Origin of the sequence: Cupriavidus taiwanensis, assembly GCF_900250115.1 — a bacterium.
Lineage (GTDB): Bacteria > Pseudomonadota > Gammaproteobacteria > Burkholderiales > Burkholderiaceae > Cupriavidus > Cupriavidus taiwanensis_B.
The window spans coordinates 2706111-2720597 of the sequence record NZ_LT984804.1; the positions used below are offsets into that span (position 1 = coordinate 2706111).

Genomic DNA, 14487 nt, shown 5'->3' on the forward strand with positions numbered 1-14487 from the left:
GGCGCGGCACGGCAATGCGCATCACCGATGAAAAGCGTAAAGCGCGAAGAAGATGGAGGAGTGGAAGCGATGCTGCACAACCTGAGCCTGAAGAAAAAACTGCTGTTGCCGCTGGTGCTGAGCTGGGTCTGCCTGCTCGGCATCACGCTGTGGAATGCGTGGCACATCCGCTCGCTGCGCATGGACGAACGCCGGCTCGACCTGGCCCACGTCACCGACACCGCGGTCTCGGTGGTGGCCGAGTACGAGGCCCTGGCCAAGGCCGGCAAGCTGCCCGCCGAGGAGGCCAGGCAGCAGGCGATCGAGCGCGTGCGCGCGATGCGCTTCGGCGCCGACGGCTATTTCACGCTGATGCGTTCCGACACCGTGGTGCTGATGCACCCGTTCAAGCCGGAGATGAACGGCAAGGCCATGGAGGGCATGAAGGATCCCAACGGCGTCTACCTGTTCCGCGACATCGCCGCGATCGGCAAGGGCGCCGGCAAGGGCTTCGTCGAATACCTGTGGCCGAAGCCGGGCGCGCAGGCGCCGCAGCCCAAGCTGAGCTACGTGGCCAACTTCCGCCCCTGGGACTGGAACTTCATCGCCGGGCTGTACCTGGACGACATCGAGGCGGCGTTCCGCCGGGAGCTGTGGAAGGCCCTGGGCCTGCTGCTGGCGGTGGGCGCGCTGATGTCGCTGGTGATGGTGCGGGTCGCGGCCAGCCTGCAGCGCCAACTGGGCGGCGAGCCGGCCGCCACCGCGCAGATCGCCGGGCGCATTGCCGAAGGCGACCTCGCCGGCCAGGTCGAGCTGCGCGCGGGCGACGAGCACAGCGTGCTCCATGCCATGCAGCGCATGCAGTCGCGCCTGACCGGCGCGATCGGCAGCATCCGCGGCTCGGCCGATTCGATTGCCGGCGCCGCCAAGCAGATTGCCGCCGGCAATGCCGACCTGTCGCGCCGCAGCGAGGAGCAGGCCGCGTCGCTGCAGCAAACCGCCGCCAGCATGGAGCAGCTCACCAGCACCGTGCGCCAGAGCGCCGAGAACGCGCGCCAGGCCAGCCACCTGGCCGAGGGCGCGTCGGACATCGCCGTGCGCGGCGGCGCCATCGTCAGCCAGGTGGTGGACACCATGGGCGAGATCAGGAGCGCCTCGGGCAAGGTGGTCGACATCATCGGCGTGATCGAGGGCATTGCCTTCCAGACCAATATCCTGGCGCTCAACGCGGCGGTCGAGGCGGCCCGTGCCGGCGACCAGGGCCGCGGCTTCGCGGTGGTGGCCGGCGAGGTGCGCACGCTGGCGCAGCGCAGCGCCACCGCGGCCAAGGAGATCAAGGCGCTGATCGGCAATTCGGCGCAGCGCGTGGAAGACGGCGCGGTGCTGGTCGAGAATGCCGGCCGTGCGATGGGCGAGATCGTCGACGCGGTCAGGCGCGTGACCGATCTGATGGGCGAAATGCGTGCCGCCACCGAGGAGCAGACCGGCGGCATCGAGCAGGTCAACCAGGCGGTGTCGCAGATGGACCAGATGGCGCAGCAGAACGCCGCGCTGGTGGAACAGGCGGCCGCCGCCGCGGCGTCGCTGGAAGACCAGGCCGACGCGCTGCACCGCGCCGTGGGCCAGTTCCGCCTGGCGGCCTGAGCGGGCTGCCCGGCGCGGTCGCCCCGCGCCATCCGCCGGCCGCGCCCTGCGTGTATGATGAAGCGAAGCCGGCCGCACAGGCGGCCGGCCCCGTGCATCAGACCGTTACCGCAGACCCCTGACAGGAGCGCACCATGATGGCATTCATTGGCACCGTGTTCGTCGGCCTTATCGTCGGCCTGATCGCCAGGGCGGTAAAGCCCGGCGACGACAAGCTGGGCTGGATCATGACCATCATCCTGGGCATCCTGGGCTCGGTGGTCGCGGGCTATGTCGGCCGCGCGCTGGGCTGGTACCAGCCCGGCGAACCCGCGGGCTGGGTCGCCTCGGTGCTTGGCGCAATCGTGCTGCTGATCATCTACGGCATGGTGCGCCGCAAGGCCTGACTGGCGCGGCGCACACCCGCCGCGTCGTTGTCGGCCAGGCCCGGCGCCGGGGGTGCGGGCGGCGGCGGCAGCGCCGCCACCTCCTGCCGCGCCGGCGGCGGCAGTGCGGCTTCCAGCCCCGCGCCCAGCCCGTCGGCCAGGACCGTGCCGGGCACGCCGTCGGCGGGTGACGCCATGGTCGGCGCGCGCGGGGTGCGCAGGCCCGGGGCCGCGTCGCGGCAGCGCAGCAGCGCGCGGTCGCCGCCCGGCGCCATCGCCGACACCTGCGGCGCGATCGCGCGCAGCACCCGCACCGCGAGCGCGCTGGTAAAGCTGTAGCGCGCCGCGTAGGGTTCGCGCACATTGACCACCACGGTACCGAAGAAGCGCTCGCCCAGCGTGAACACGAAGGTCGCGGAACGGTTCACCGAGCGCGACGAGATCAGCCGTCCGCCCGGCCCGTAGACCTGGAAGCGCTGGTCGCCGGTGCCGGTCTTGCCAGCCACGGTCAGGGTGGCGCCATTGCGCCCCGGCACCGTGAACGCGCCGCGGATCGACTTGGCGGTACCGCGCTCCACCACATCCAGCATCGAACGGCGCGCCAGCTCGGCCACCTCCGCCGGCAGCACGCGCTTGCCCGGACCGGGCTGCAGCACGTAGCGGGTGGCATACGGAGTGCCATCGGCGAAGGCCAGGCTGCGCACCGCCGCGTTCTGCGTGACCACGCCGCCTGAAAGCAGGATGCCGGCCAGCTCGGCCAGCGCCGCGGGGCGATCGCCGGCGGCGCCGATGGCGCTGGCATACGACGGCGTCAGCGAGTCGAACGGATAGCCCAGCCGCTGCCAGCGCCGCGCGATGCGCGTAAAGGCGTCCTGCTCCAGCAGCGTGCGGATGCGGTTGTCCTGCCCGGCCTTGCTGCGCGTCTTGAACAGCCACTTGTACACTTCCTGGCGCTCGGCGGTGCTGGCGCGCAGGATCTCCGCCAGCGTCGCATCCGGGTGCTGGTCCAGGTATTCGACCATCCACAGTTCCAGCGGATGCACCCGCGACAGGTAGCCACGGTCGTTCAGGTTGAAATTGTCCTTGCCGTACTTGCGGTACAGCGCCGGCAGGTCTTCCTTGGCCAGCTGCCTGTCGCCCAGGCGCGCACGCATGATGCGGATATAGCTGTCCTCGTCCAGGTTCGGGCGCGCACTCAGCAGCGTCACCGACATGCGCACCGCATTCAGGTGCGGTATCGTCATGCGCACGCGGCCCAGCAGCGTGTCCAGGCGCTGCGCGGAATTCTTGCCGCGGTAGCGCTGGTAGAAACCGGTCATGTAGGCACTGCCCTCCTGGTCGGCGAAGCGCTCAAGGTACTCGCGCCGCCCGGGTGCGTTGCGGTCCTCGAACAGGTCCCCCATGTCAGGCTTGGCATGGAACATCTCGTAGCGCACGATGTCGCGCATCATGCGGATAAAGACCAGGTTGACCGAATGCTGGAACCCGATGCGCACGGTCATGATGCGCTCGCCCTCCCAGCGCTCGAAGTTGGTAAAGCTCTGCAGGCCGCCGCCGGTGTAGAAGCCCTCGCCGGCATTGCCGGAGTACTTGCGCTCCATCGCCGCTTCCAGCATTGGCATCAGTTCGCGCTCGGCGGGGTTGCGTGCCTTGGACAGGTACTCCACCGCCCAGCGGCTGAGCGCATCCTGGCGCGCCAGCGGTATCGCGGCCAGCTCCGCGCGCGTCATGCCGGCATAGCGCGCGTGCAGCTCGCTGATGATCTCCAGGTAGGTCACCAGCGTGCGTAGCTTGGCGGTGGAGCCCAGGTTCAGGCGCGCGCCGCTGTTGATGTCGAAGGGCTGGTCGATATTGTCGGCCTGGATCCGCACCACGCTGGCATTGCCGACGCGCTCGTACAGCGTGAAGCTGGTGGTCAGCTTCGACGGATCGTCTTGGTCGCGCAGCAGGTTGTGGCCATACAGGCCCATGGCGCGCGCGTCGGCCTTGTTGTTCACGCGCTGCAGGGTCTCGGTGACGATGCGCTGCGCCTCGCGGTTGATGGTGCTGTCCACGGTCAGGTCGAGCCGGTCCATGTCATAGCGACTTTCGACGCCGGTCAGGCGCGTAATGTCGGCGCGGACCCGGTTGACGGCCTTGCGCGTGACAAAGGGCTCCTGCGGCGGGCGCAGCGGCGCCGACGCCTTGTCCAGCGGCTGCGCCAGCGCCGCGTCGCGCAGTTCGGCCGTAATGATGTTGTTGGCCGCCAGCAGGCGCAGGTAGCTGCCGGTCAGCGCATCGAGATTGGTGTCGTCGCGGCGCAGGTGGTAGGACGGGCGGCGCTGCGAGATGATCAGCGACAGCGCCCGCTTGAAGGCCTGCGCCTGGCGCGGATCCGGAGCGCGCTGGTCCATCTCCTTGAGCAGCCGGTTGACCTCGCCGAAATCCTCGCCGTACCAGACCCACAGCGCATCGCCGATGCCGTTGATCTCGCCGAAGCCGGCGCGCGCCGACAGCGGCACCGTATTCAGGTAGTCGACCACGATGCGCTCGCGCGCGCGCTGGGTGTCGGGGCCGTCCAGGTAGGCGCGCAGCGATGCCGACGCCATCTGCCGGAATTTTTCCGGGATCGAGGTGGTGCGGCCCTCGGGCGAGTGCCGGTATTTCTCGATCTGCGTCGCCAGCGTGCTGCCGCCGGGCGCGTCGTGCGACTTGTCGGCCAGCCGGATCATCTGGTCCAGCACCGCGCGCGACAGCCGGCGCCAGTCCAGCGCCGGGTTCATGTTCGGGTATTCCGGATTGAGCAGGCCCTGGTTCTCGACATAAAGCAACGCGCTCACCAGCAACGGCGGCACCGCGCCGAAGTCGGGGTACTGGCGCTGCGGATAGCGCTCGAACGCCAGCGTCAGGCCATTGCAGTCGCGCAGCAGCAGGCCGGCCTGGTTCTTTTCGCGGTAGGGCGTGAACAGGCCTTCATCGATCATCCGCACCATGTCGGGCGACATGCGTGCCTGCTCTGCGGGCACATAGCCGCGCTGCTCCAGCCGCTGCGCGAACAGCGGCAGCCTGCCGTAGCCCATGCGGGCGTCATAGGGTCCGGAATGCGGGAAGCGGATGCTGTCGCTGGCACCGGGCTGGATCTCGAATGTCAGCCGCTGGCCCAGGCTGCCGATCAGCCGCGCCTGCCAGTGCGAGTTGCGCACCTCGCTTGCGACAACGCTATACACGACATAGGCACCGCCGGTGAGGGCGACCGCCAAGCCAGCGAAAATCCAGCTACGACGCGACACGTTTGGGCTTCCTTGTTGGGCCGGCGCAGCGCGCGACATCTCCGTGCGCCGGCTCGAAGCGCGGTGTTTTCGCGGTGCGCGCCTCACGCGCGCCCGCCTGTCTTGATATTAGTAGGAGTCGCGCCCGGGTGCATCAAGCACGCGCGCGGGGCGCGTGCCGTTGCACGCGGGGCGTCGCCTCAGGCAGCGCCGGCGCCACTTCCGGCGCGTCCGAAAGGCCGCGCGGATTATCGGCCAGCTGCCGTGCGGTCGACCGGTCGCCCGACCGGACGCCCAACGAGCGGATAGCCCGGATCGTTGTAGCCCGGCGTCGAGGCATGGCCCGGCGACACCAGCCCATCGATCATCGCCTCTTCGTCGGGCGTGATCGCGGCACCCAGCGCGCCGAAGTAATCCTCGAACTGCGCCAGCGTGCGCGGGCCGGCGATCACCGACGTGATGACCGGGTTGGCCAGCACCCACGCGGTGGCGAACTGGCCCGGCGTCAGCCCGCGCGCCTCGGCGTGGGTCTTGAGCTGCTGCGCGATGACCAGCGATTCCTCGCGGAACTCGGTTTCCATCATGCGGCGGTCGGCGCGGCCCGCGCGCGTGCCCTGGGCCGGCGCCTGGCCGGGCGCGTACTTGCCGGTCAGCACGCCGCGCGCCACCGGGCTGTAGGGCACCACGCCCAGGCCGTAGTGCTCGCACGCGGGCAGGATCTCCACCTCCGGCAGCCGGTTCAGCAGGTTGTAGTACGGCTGGCACGCGACCGGGCGCGGCACCCCCAACGCATCGCACAGCCGCGCGATCTCGGCGATGCGCCAGCCGCGGAAGTTCGACACCGCCCAGTAGCGGATCTTGCCGCTGCGCACCAGGTCGCCCATGGCGCGCACCGGCTCTTCCAGGTTGGCGCCGGGATAGTCGCGATGCAGGTAGAGGATGTCGAGGTAGTCGGTCGCCAGCCGGTGCAGGCTGTCCTCGACCGCGCGCGTGATCCACACGCGCGAGTAGTGGCCGTGGTTGGGCGCGGCCTGCATCGCGTTGCCGAGCTTGGTGGCCAGCACCCAGTCGTGGCGCTCGGCGGTCAGCAGGCGCCCGACCATCTGCTCGGACGCGCCCTTGCTGTACACGTCGGCGGTATCGATGAAGTTCACGCCGTGGTCACGCGCGCTGGCGACGATGCGGCCGGCCTCGGCCTCGTCGGTCTGGTCGGCGAACATCATGGTGCCCAGGCACAGCGCCGAGACGCGCAGGTTGCTGGCGCCGAGGCGGCGGTACGGCATGGAGAGATCTGGCATGGCGGCTCCTTGGGATGGGACAGCCCACATTGTGCCGCCAGCCGGCCAGGCTTGCCGGCGCGCTGTCAGGCGCGCGGATCGGAACGGGCGGCGCGGCGCTTGCGGTATTCCTCGCGCCCCACGTAAGCGGCGGCGGCCGCCACCATCAGCGCCAGCCCGTACCAGGTGAGCGCGTAGCCGAGGTGGTTGTTGGTAAAGGCTGTCACCGTCAGCCCGCCCACGGGCCAGGCCTTGGGGTCCGTCCCTTCCGGCGGCGGCACCGCCGCGGCGTCGATGAAATACGGCGCGACCGGGCCCGGACCCAGGCCGCGATGCGCGGCGATTGCCGCCACGTCGCGCGAGAACCACTGGTCGCGTGCCGCGTCGTTGTGGCGCAGCAGCCCGGTGCCCGGCTCGCTCATGCGCAGCAGGCCGACCACTTCGCCGGGGCCGCTGCCGGCGGGCGCCACGCGCGCGCGGAAAGGCTCGGCGACGAAGCCGCGGTTGACCAGCACGGTGCTGCCGTCGGCCAGCCGCAGCGGCGTCATCACCCAGTAGCCGCCGCCCTGCTCGGTCACGGCCTGCACCAGGGTCTGGCGCTCGTCGAGGAAGGTACCGCTGGCGCGCACGCGCCGGTACTCGGCATTGGCCCTGGTCAGCCCCGCCCATTGCGCCGGCGCGGGCGCCGCCACCGGCGCGGCATGGACGCGCTCGGCCACCTGGGCGATCAGGCCGAGCTTCCAGGCGCGCCGCTCGATCTGCCAGTTGCCCAGCGCCACCAGGCCGGCGATGGCCGCCGCGGCGAACAGCGCCAGCACCGTCAGCCAGACGGTCGACAGCGGGCGCGAGGATGCGGGGACGCCGTGGGCGGCGTTGGCGGTGCGCGGATTTTCGACCGGCGCGGCGCGGTCGTCGGTGGAACCGGTCAAGGCAGGGTCTTGGTGGTATGCATGCCCGGCATCATATTGGAATTCAGGTGGAACATCACCCACAGCGTGCCGGTCAGCGTGATCACCACCAGCACCAGCGTGAAGATCAGCGCCAGCATGTTCCAGCCACCCTCGGACCTGGCGTTGAGGTGCAGGAAGTAGATCATGTGCACCACGATCTGCACCGCGCCCAGCGCCAGCAGCACCATCGCGGTGGTGCTGGACTGCGCGAACACCTTGCCCATCACCAGCCAGAACGGGATCGCGGTCAGGATCACCGACAGCACGAAGCCGGTCACGTAGCCGCCGAGCGAGATATGAATCTCGCTTTCGCCGTGGTCATGGCCATGGCCATGGGCCGGCAGCGTGTCGTCGTGCGCGCTCATGGCAGCACTCCCATCAGGTAGACAAAGGTAAAGACGCCGATCCAGACCACATCCAGGAAGTGCCAGAACATCGACAGGCACATCAGGCGGCGCTTGTTTTCGGGGATCAGCCCGTGGCGGCGCAGTTGCACCACCAGCGTGACCAGCCACACGATGCCGAAGGTCACATGCAGGCCGTGGGTGCCGACCAGCGCGAAGAACGAGGTCAGGAAGCCGCTGCGCTGCGGCCCGGCGCCCTCGCCCACCAGGTGCGCGAACTCATAGATCTCGACCGCGAGGAAGGCTGCGCCCAGCAGGCCGGTCACGGCGAGCCAGCCCTGGGTCGGCGCAAGGCGCCCGCGCTGCGTCTCCAGCATGGCGAAGCCGTAGGTGATCGAGGACAGCAGCAGGAACGAGGTGTTCAGCGCCACCAGCGGCAGGTCGAACAACTCGGCCCCGGAAGGCCCGCCCGCGTAATTGCGGCCGAGCACGCCGTAGGCGGCGAACAGGCACGCAAAGACCAGGCAGTCGCTCATCAGGTAGAGCCAGAAACCGAGCAGCGTGCCGTTGGGCACGTGGTATTCCTCGGTGAGGTAGAAGCGCAGCTCGGCCGGCTGCGCCGGCGCGCGCTGCGGCGGGGCCTCGTGCGCGGGCGCGCCGTCGGCGGTGAAGGGAGCGTAGGTATCAGCCATGGCTGGCCAGCAGCGCGCTGCGCTCCGCCTCCGTGCGGTGGACGTCGTCGGACGGAATATAGAAATCGCGCTGGTAGTTGAAGGTATGGCCGATCGCGGTGACGATGGTGGCGGCAAAGGCCAGCGCCGCCAGCCACCAGATATGCCAGATCAGCGCGAAGCCGCACAGCGTGCTCAGCCCGGCCAGGATGATGCCGGCGCCGGTGTTCCTGGGCATATGGATCGGGATGAAGCCGTGCGCCGGGCGCTGGTAACCGTGCGCCTTCATCTGCCACCAGGCGTCGCTGTCATGCACCAGCGGCGTGAAGGCAAAGTTGTACGGCGGCGGCGGCGACGAGGTCGACCACTCCAGGGTGCGGCCGTCCCAGGGATCGCCGGTGACATCGCGCAGCGACTCGCGGCGCAGGAAGCTCACCACCAGCTGCACCAGGAAGCAGCCGATGCCCAGCGCGATCAGCAGCGCGCCGACGCCGGCCAGCTGGAACCAGATCTGCAGCGAGTGGTCCTCGAAATGGCTGACGCGCCGCGTCACCCCCATCAGCCCGAGCACGTAGAGCGGCATGAACGCCACGTAGAAGCCGACCAGCCAGAACCAGAACGAGCACTTGCCCCAGAATGGATCCAGCTGGTAGCCGAAGGCCTTCGGGAACCAGTAGGTGATGCCGGCCATCAGCCCGAACAGCACGCCGCCGATGATCACGTTATGGAAATGCGCGACCAGGAACAGGCTGTTGTGCAGCGAGAAATCCGCCGGCGGCACCGCCAGCAGCACACCGGTCATGCCGCCGATCACGAATGTCACCATGAAGCCCACCGTCCACAGCATCGGCACCTCGAAGCGGATGCGCCCGTGGTACATGGTGAACAGCCAGTTGAACAGCTTGGCCCCCGTGGGGATCGAGATGATCATGGTGGTGATGCCAAAGAACGAATTCACGCTGGCGCCCGAGCCCATCGTGAAGAAGTGATGCAGCCACACCAGGTATGACAGCACCGTGATCACCACCGTGGCATACACCATCGAGGCATAGCCGAACAGGCGCTTGCGGCAGAAGGTGGCCACCACCTCGGAGAACACGCCGAACACCGGCAGGATCAGGATGTAGACCTCGGGGTGGCCCCAGATCCAGATCAGGTTCACGTACATCATGGCGCTGCCGCCAAGATCGCTGGTGAAGAAATTCATTCCCAGGTACCGATCGACCGCCAGCATCGCCAGCGCCGCGGTCAGCACCGGGAACGCGGCGATGATCAGCACGTTGGTGCACAGCGCGGTCCAGGTGAAGATCGGCATGCGCATCAGCGTCATGCCGGGCGCGCGCATCTTGACGATGGTGACCAGCAGGTTGATGCCGGATAGCAGCGTGCCCACGCCCGCCACCTGCAACGACCACAGGTAGTAGTCCACGCCCACGTCCGGGCTCTGCAGGATGCCGGACAGCGGCGGATAGGCGAGCCAGCCGGTGCGCGCGAATTCGCCGACGAACAGCGACATCATCACCAGCACCGCGCCCCCCACCGTCATCCAGAAGCTGAAGTTGTTCAGGAACGGAAACGCGACGTCGCGCGCGCCGATCTGCAGCGGCACGACAAAGTTCATCAGGCCGGTGACCAGCGGCATGGCGACGAAGAAAATCATGATGACGCCGTGCGCGGTGAAGATCTGGTCATAGTGGTGCGGCGGCAGGTAGCCCAGGTTGTCGCCAAAGGCGATGGCCTGCTGGATGCGCATCATGATGGCATCGGCAAAGCCGCGCAGCAGCATCACGATGCCGAGGATCATGTACATGATGCCGATGCGCTTGTGGTCGATGCTGGTGAACCACTCGCGCCACAGGTAGGCCCACTTGCCGTAGTACGTGACGCCGCCGGCCAGCGCCAGCCCGCCGAGCACCACCACCGCGAAGGTGGCGATCAGGATGGGCTCGTGCAGCGGGATTGCCTCCCAGCTCAGGCGGCCGAAGAGTTGCGTGGCGGGTTCGGATCGCTCCGGCATGTGGTTCTCCAGGACAACAACTGCGTACCAGGTCACGCTCTGTCGCACGGGCTCGGGCACGCTCCGCCGCAGCGCCTGCCACCGACGCAGGCGCGCTAGCGCAGCAGCTCGCCGGCGCCGGCCGCGCCGGTCCCGAACAGCGGTTCGGCCAGCGTGTTGCTGGCGGTGCAGACGGCGGCGCCCAGGCCCGCGGCGCGCTGCGCGTCGCGCGCCATCAGGTCTTTCTGGCAGACCTGTCCGGCCTGCACGCAACGGTTCACGATGGCATCGAACAGGTTCGCGTCGACGCTGCCGTAGCGCCGTACCGGCTCGCGCTCGCTGGGCTGCGCCAGCTGCGTGTAGGCGGCGCGGCTCAACGGCGCGCCGGCGGCGCGCACGGTCTGCACCCAGCGGCCGAACTCATCGTCGCTCAGGCCATGGAAGCGGAAGCGCATGTGCGAAAAGCCCGCGCCGCTGTAGTTGGCGGAGAAGCCCTCGTAGACGCCCGGCCGGTTGACCACCGCGTGCAGGCGCGTTTCCATGCCCGGCATGGCGTAGACCTGTCCGGCCAGCGCGGGGATGAAGAAGGAATTCATCATGGTGGAAGACGTGATCTTGAAGCGGATCGGCCGGTCGACCGGGGCGGCCAGCTCATTGACGGTGGCGATGCCCTGCTCGGGGTAGACGAACAACCACTTCCAGTCGAGCGCCACCACTTCCACCGTCAGCGGCTGCGTGCCCGGCGCCAGCGGGCGGCTGTCGTCGAGCCGGGTCAGCGGCTGGTAGGGATCGAGCTTGTGGGTGCTGACCCAGGTGATGGCCCCGAGCGCGATGATGATCAGCAGCGGCGCCGACCAGATCAGCAGCTCCAGCACCGTGGAATGGTCCCAGTCGGGGTTGTAGTGCGCATCCGCGCTGGCGGCGCGGTATCGCCACGCGAACACCAGCGTCAGCACGATCACCGGCACGATGATCAGCAGCATCAGCCCGGTCGAAATGATGATCAGGTCACGTTGCCGGACCGCCAGATCGCCGGCCGGCGACAGCAGCACGGCATTGCAGCCGGCCAGCGACAGCAGGACTGGCAGCAGCAACCAGCGCAGCGGGCGGTGCATGGACATTGTCTGACCGGAAGATCGCATAGCTTTCTGGCCCGCGCCATTTGTACGCCGCGGCGCAAGTGACTTAGACTGGTCTGAGCAACTATGGCAGTGTAGGCGCTGCAGTGCCATTCTTCATGGTGCAATTTGCAGTGCCCTCGCTCACAGACACGGGAGGTATGCCGATGACCACCGCGACCCACCAGCACCGCGCGTCTCCTACAGCACCTCCGGCGCCCGGCGCCGCGCATGTCGCGCCCGCGGAAATCGCCACCGGCGTGGTCATCGGCCGCGCTTCCGAGTACTTCGATTTCTTCGTCTACGGCATCGCCTCGGTGCTGGTGTTCCCGGCGGTGTACTTTCCCTTCGCCGACCGGCTCGACGCGCTGCTCTACGCCTTCGCCATCTTCGCGCTGGCCTTTATCGGCCGGCCCTTCGGCACCACGCTGTTCATGCGCATCCAGCGCCGCTGGGGCCGGGGCGTCAAGCTGACCGCATCGCTGTTCCTGCTCGGCACCGCCACCGTCGGCATCGCCTTCCTGCCCGGCTATGCCGCGCTCGGCCAGACCTCCATCATCCTGCTGGCGGTGTTCCGCACGCTGCAGGGCGTGGCCTTCGGCGGCTCGTGGGACGGCCTGCCCTCATTGCTGGCGCTGAACGCGCCCGCGCAGCGGCGCGGCTGGTATGCGATGCTGGGCCAGCTGGGCGCGCCCACCGGCTTTATCGTCGCCGGCGCGCTGTTCCTGTTCCTCAACCTCAGCCTGGAGCCGCACGAGTTCCTGGCGTGGGGCTGGCGCTATCCGTTCTACGTCGCGTTCGCAATCAACGTGGTGGCGCTATTCGCGCGCCTGCGGCTGGTGGTGACGCACGAATACACGCAACTGCTGGACGAGGACGAGCTCGAGCCCATCAGCACCACCGAGATCGTCAGGAAGCAGGGCTACAACCTGCTGCTGGGCGCGTTCGCGGCGCTGGCGAGCTTTGCGCTGTTCCACCTGGTGACGGTGTTTCCGCTGTCGTGGGTCGCGCTCAATGGCTCGCAGCCGGTCACGGACGTGCTGGCGGTGCAGATCGCCGGCGCCTTCATCGGCATCCTCGGCACCATCGCCTCGGGCGTGATCGCGGACCGGATCGGGCGGCGCACCACGCTGGCGCTGATGGCCATCCTGATCGGCATTTTCAGCCTGTTCGCGCCCTGGCTGATGGGCGGCGGCCCGCTGGCGCAGGACCTGTTCATCCTGCTCGGCTTCGGCCTGCTGGGCTTGTCCTACGGCCAGGCCGCCGGTGCCTTGACCTCGAACTTCGAGCGGCGCTTCCGCTACACCGGGGCGGCACTGACCACCGACATGGCGTGGCTGTTCGGCGCCGGCTTCGCGCCGCTGGTGGCGCTGGGGCTGTCGGCGGAATTCGGCCTGTTCGCGGTGAGCGGCTACCTGCTTTCCGGCGCCGCCTGCACGCTGCTGGCGCTGCGGATCAATCGGGCGTTGGGCACGCATGTCTGAGGGGCGCGCCGCGCCCGCGCAGCTCTCGCCGTGAGTTGCAAAAACCGCCGGGGCCGGTTTTGCCGGCGCCGGGCAGCGTTCTGAGTACAATTGACGCCCGCCAAAATCCCGTCGTTCCGGATGTGATTCCGGAGCCGAAGCTTATGAAAACGGAAACCACGGACGTCGTCATCATCGGCGCTGGGCCTGCGGGCTCGGTTGCTGCCGGCCTGCTGCGCAAGCACGGGATTCCGGTGCTGGTGCTCGAGAAAGAAACCTTCCCGCGCTTCTCCATCGGCGAAAGCCTGCTGCCGCAAAGCATGGCCTATCTCGAGGAAGCGGGCATGCTGCGCGCGGTGGTGGAAGCCGGCTTCCAGTACAAGAACGGCGCCGCGTTCGCGCGCGGCACGCAGCGCACCGCCTTCGACTTCCGCCAGAAGTACTCGCCGGGCTGGGGCACCACCTACCAGGTGCAGCGCGCGCAGTTCGACCACGTGCTGATCCGCGAGGCCGAGCGCCAGGGCGCCGAGGTGCGCTTCTCGCATGCGGTCGAGAACGTCGATGTCAGCGGCGCGCAGCCGGAAGTCAGCGTGCGCGCGCCGGACGGCAGCCGGTACACGGTGCGCGCGAAGTTCCTGCTCGATGCTTCCGGCTTCGGCCGCATCCTGCCGCGCCTGCTGCAGCTGGAAACGCCGTCGGGCTTTCCGGTGCGCAGCGCGATCTTCACGCACGTGGAAGACCGCATCCCCGCCGGCACCTTCGACCGCAACAAGATCCTGATCAGCGTGCATCCGCAGCACCAGGACGTCTGGTACTGGACCATCCCGTTTTCGGACGGGCGCTGCTCGCAGGGCGTGGTCGCCGAGAAGGCGTTCCTGGACCGCTACACCGGCACCGAGACCGGGCGGCTGCAGGCGCTGGTGGCCGAAGAGCCGGGCCTGGCCGCATTGCTGGCCAACGCGCAATGGGACACCCCGGCGCGCCAGATCGCGGGCTATTCGGCCAACGTGAAGTCGCTGTGGGGCAACGGCTATGCGCTGCTGGGCAATGCCGGCGAGTTCCTCGACCCGGTGTTCTCGTCAGGCGTGACCATCGCCTTCAAGTCGGCCAGCCTGGCGGCGCAATGCCTGGTGCGCCAGCTGCGCGGCGACACGGTGGACTGGGAGCAGGACTTCGCGCGGCCGCTCAAGGCCGGCGTCGATTGCTTCCGCGTCTTTGTCGAAGCCTGGTATGAAGGCCGTTTCCAGAAGCTGATCTTCCATCCCAACGCCACCTCGGAAATCCGCGACATGATCGCGGCGATCCTGGCCGGCTATGCTTGGGACCGCGACAATCCCTTCGTCACCGAGCCGCGCCGGCGGCTGGCGGTGCTGGAAGAATTCTGCAAGGTCTGATGCGCCTCACCGTATGCCAGCCTGCCTGGGCGCAGGCG

General features: G+C 68.6%; 11 protein-coding genes. 4 read left to right on the forward strand and 7 right to left on the reverse strand.

Annotated elements, in window-relative coordinates; all coding sequences use genetic code 11:
- The first annotated feature begins 69 nt into the window (after positions 1-69).
- Both CBM2586_RS28805 and CBM2586_RS28810 read left to right on the forward strand, forming a co-directional pair.
- A complete protein-coding gene (locus CBM2586_RS28805) occupies positions 70-1623 on the forward strand; it encodes a methyl-accepting chemotaxis protein (RefSeq protein WP_115691262.1) in 1554 nt (517 codons plus the stop codon).
- Positions 1624-1757: 134 nt separating this feature from the next.
- A complete protein-coding gene (locus tag CBM2586_RS28810) occupies positions 1758-2009 on the forward strand; it encodes a GlsB/YeaQ/YmgE family stress response membrane protein (protein ID WP_018005820.1) in 252 nt (83 codons plus the stop codon).
- Here the strand turns inward: CBM2586_RS28810 and CBM2586_RS28815 are convergent.
- The 7 genes from CBM2586_RS28815 to cyoA all read right to left on the reverse strand — a co-directional run bounded on the left by CBM2586_RS28815 (position 1982) and on the right by cyoA (position 11595).
- Positions 1982-5257, reverse strand: a complete 3276-nt coding sequence (locus tag CBM2586_RS28815; protein WP_115691264.1) for a transglycosylase domain-containing protein — start codon at positions 5255-5257, stop codon at positions 1982-1984. The two genes, CBM2586_RS28810 and CBM2586_RS28815, sit on opposite strands and share 28 nt — an antisense overlap.
- A 227-nt stretch (positions 5258-5484) precedes the next feature.
- Positions 5485-6534 carry an aldo/keto reductase gene (locus tag CBM2586_RS28820; RefSeq protein ID WP_115665939.1) on the reverse strand — a complete coding sequence of 350 codons (1050 nt, stop codon included), beginning with the start codon at positions 6532-6534 and terminating at the stop codon, positions 5485-5487.
- Between the two features lie 65 nt (positions 6535-6599).
- Positions 6600-7442 carry an SURF1 family protein gene (locus tag CBM2586_RS28825; RefSeq protein ID WP_115665938.1) on the reverse strand — a complete coding sequence of 281 codons (843 nt, stop codon included), beginning with the start codon at positions 7440-7442 and terminating at the stop codon, positions 6600-6602.
- Positions 7439-7828 (reverse strand): cytochrome o ubiquinol oxidase subunit IV, encoded by a 390-nt coding sequence (cyoD, locus tag CBM2586_RS28830; RefSeq protein ID WP_115665937.1) that lies wholly within the window; start codon positions 7826-7828, stop codon positions 7439-7441. The genes CBM2586_RS28825 and cyoD overlap by 4 nt, the downstream gene beginning before the upstream one ends.
- Positions 7825-8499: a cytochrome o ubiquinol oxidase subunit III gene (gene cyoC, locus CBM2586_RS28835; protein WP_231942664.1), complete on the reverse strand. Its 675-nt coding sequence runs from the start codon at positions 8497-8499 to the stop codon at positions 7825-7827. The genes cyoD and cyoC overlap by 4 nt, the downstream gene beginning before the upstream one ends.
- Positions 8492-10495 (reverse strand): cytochrome o ubiquinol oxidase subunit I, encoded by a 2004-nt coding sequence (cyoB, locus tag CBM2586_RS28840; protein WP_115691266.1) that lies wholly within the window; start codon positions 10493-10495, stop codon positions 8492-8494. Before cyoB ends, cyoC begins: the two co-directional genes overlap by 8 nt.
- 95 nt (positions 10496-10590) lie before the next feature.
- On the reverse strand, positions 10591-11595 hold the full coding sequence (gene cyoA / locus CBM2586_RS28845; RefSeq protein WP_172583382.1) for a ubiquinol oxidase subunit II: 1005 nt from the start codon (positions 11593-11595) through the stop codon (positions 10591-10593).
- Between the two features lie 164 nt (positions 11596-11759).
- On the opposite strand from cyoA, the gene CBM2586_RS28850 reads away from it, so the two are divergent.
- The gene (locus CBM2586_RS28850; protein ID WP_115665934.1) at positions 11760-13076 is read left to right on the forward strand and encodes an MFS transporter; all 1317 of its coding nucleotides are present in this window, start codon (positions 11760-11762) and stop codon (positions 13074-13076) included.
- 143 nt (positions 13077-13219) lie between these two features.
- Entirely contained in the window at positions 13220-14449 is a 1230-nt protein-coding gene (locus tag CBM2586_RS28855; RefSeq protein WP_115691268.1) for an NAD(P)/FAD-dependent oxidoreductase, read from the forward strand.
- Positions 14450-14487: the final 38 nt, after the last annotated feature.

Coding starts and splice junctions, on each gene's coding strand:
- CBM2586_RS28805 (WP_115691262.1), top strand. CDS start 70: ATGCTGCACAACCTGAGCCTGAAGAAAAAACTGCTGTTGCCGCTGGTG.
- CBM2586_RS28810 (WP_018005820.1), top strand. CDS start 1,758: ATGATGGCATTCATTGGCACCGTGTTCGTCGGCCTTATCGTCGGCCTG.
- CBM2586_RS28820 (WP_115665939.1), bottom strand. CDS start 6,534: ATGCCAGATCTCTCCATGCCGTACCGCCGCCTCGGCGCCAGCAACCTG.
- cyoD (WP_115665937.1), bottom strand. CDS start 7,828: ATGAGCGCGCACGACGACACGCTGCCGGCCCATGGCCATGGCCATGAC.
- cyoC (WP_231942664.1), bottom strand. CDS start 8,499: ATGGCTGATACCTACGCTCCCTTCACCGCCGACGGCGCGCCCGCGCAC.
- cyoB (WP_115691266.1), bottom strand. CDS start 10,495: ATGCCGGAGCGATCCGAACCCGCCACGCAACTCTTCGGCCGCCTGAGC.
- cyoA (WP_172583382.1), bottom strand. CDS start 11,595: ATGTCCATGCACCGCCCGCTGCGCTGGTTGCTGCTGCCAGTCCTGCTG.
- CBM2586_RS28850 (WP_115665934.1), top strand. CDS start 11,760: ATGACCACCGCGACCCACCAGCACCGCGCGTCTCCTACAGCACCTCCG.
- CBM2586_RS28855 (WP_115691268.1), top strand. CDS start 13,220: ATGAAAACGGAAACCACGGACGTCGTCATCATCGGCGCTGGGCCTGCG.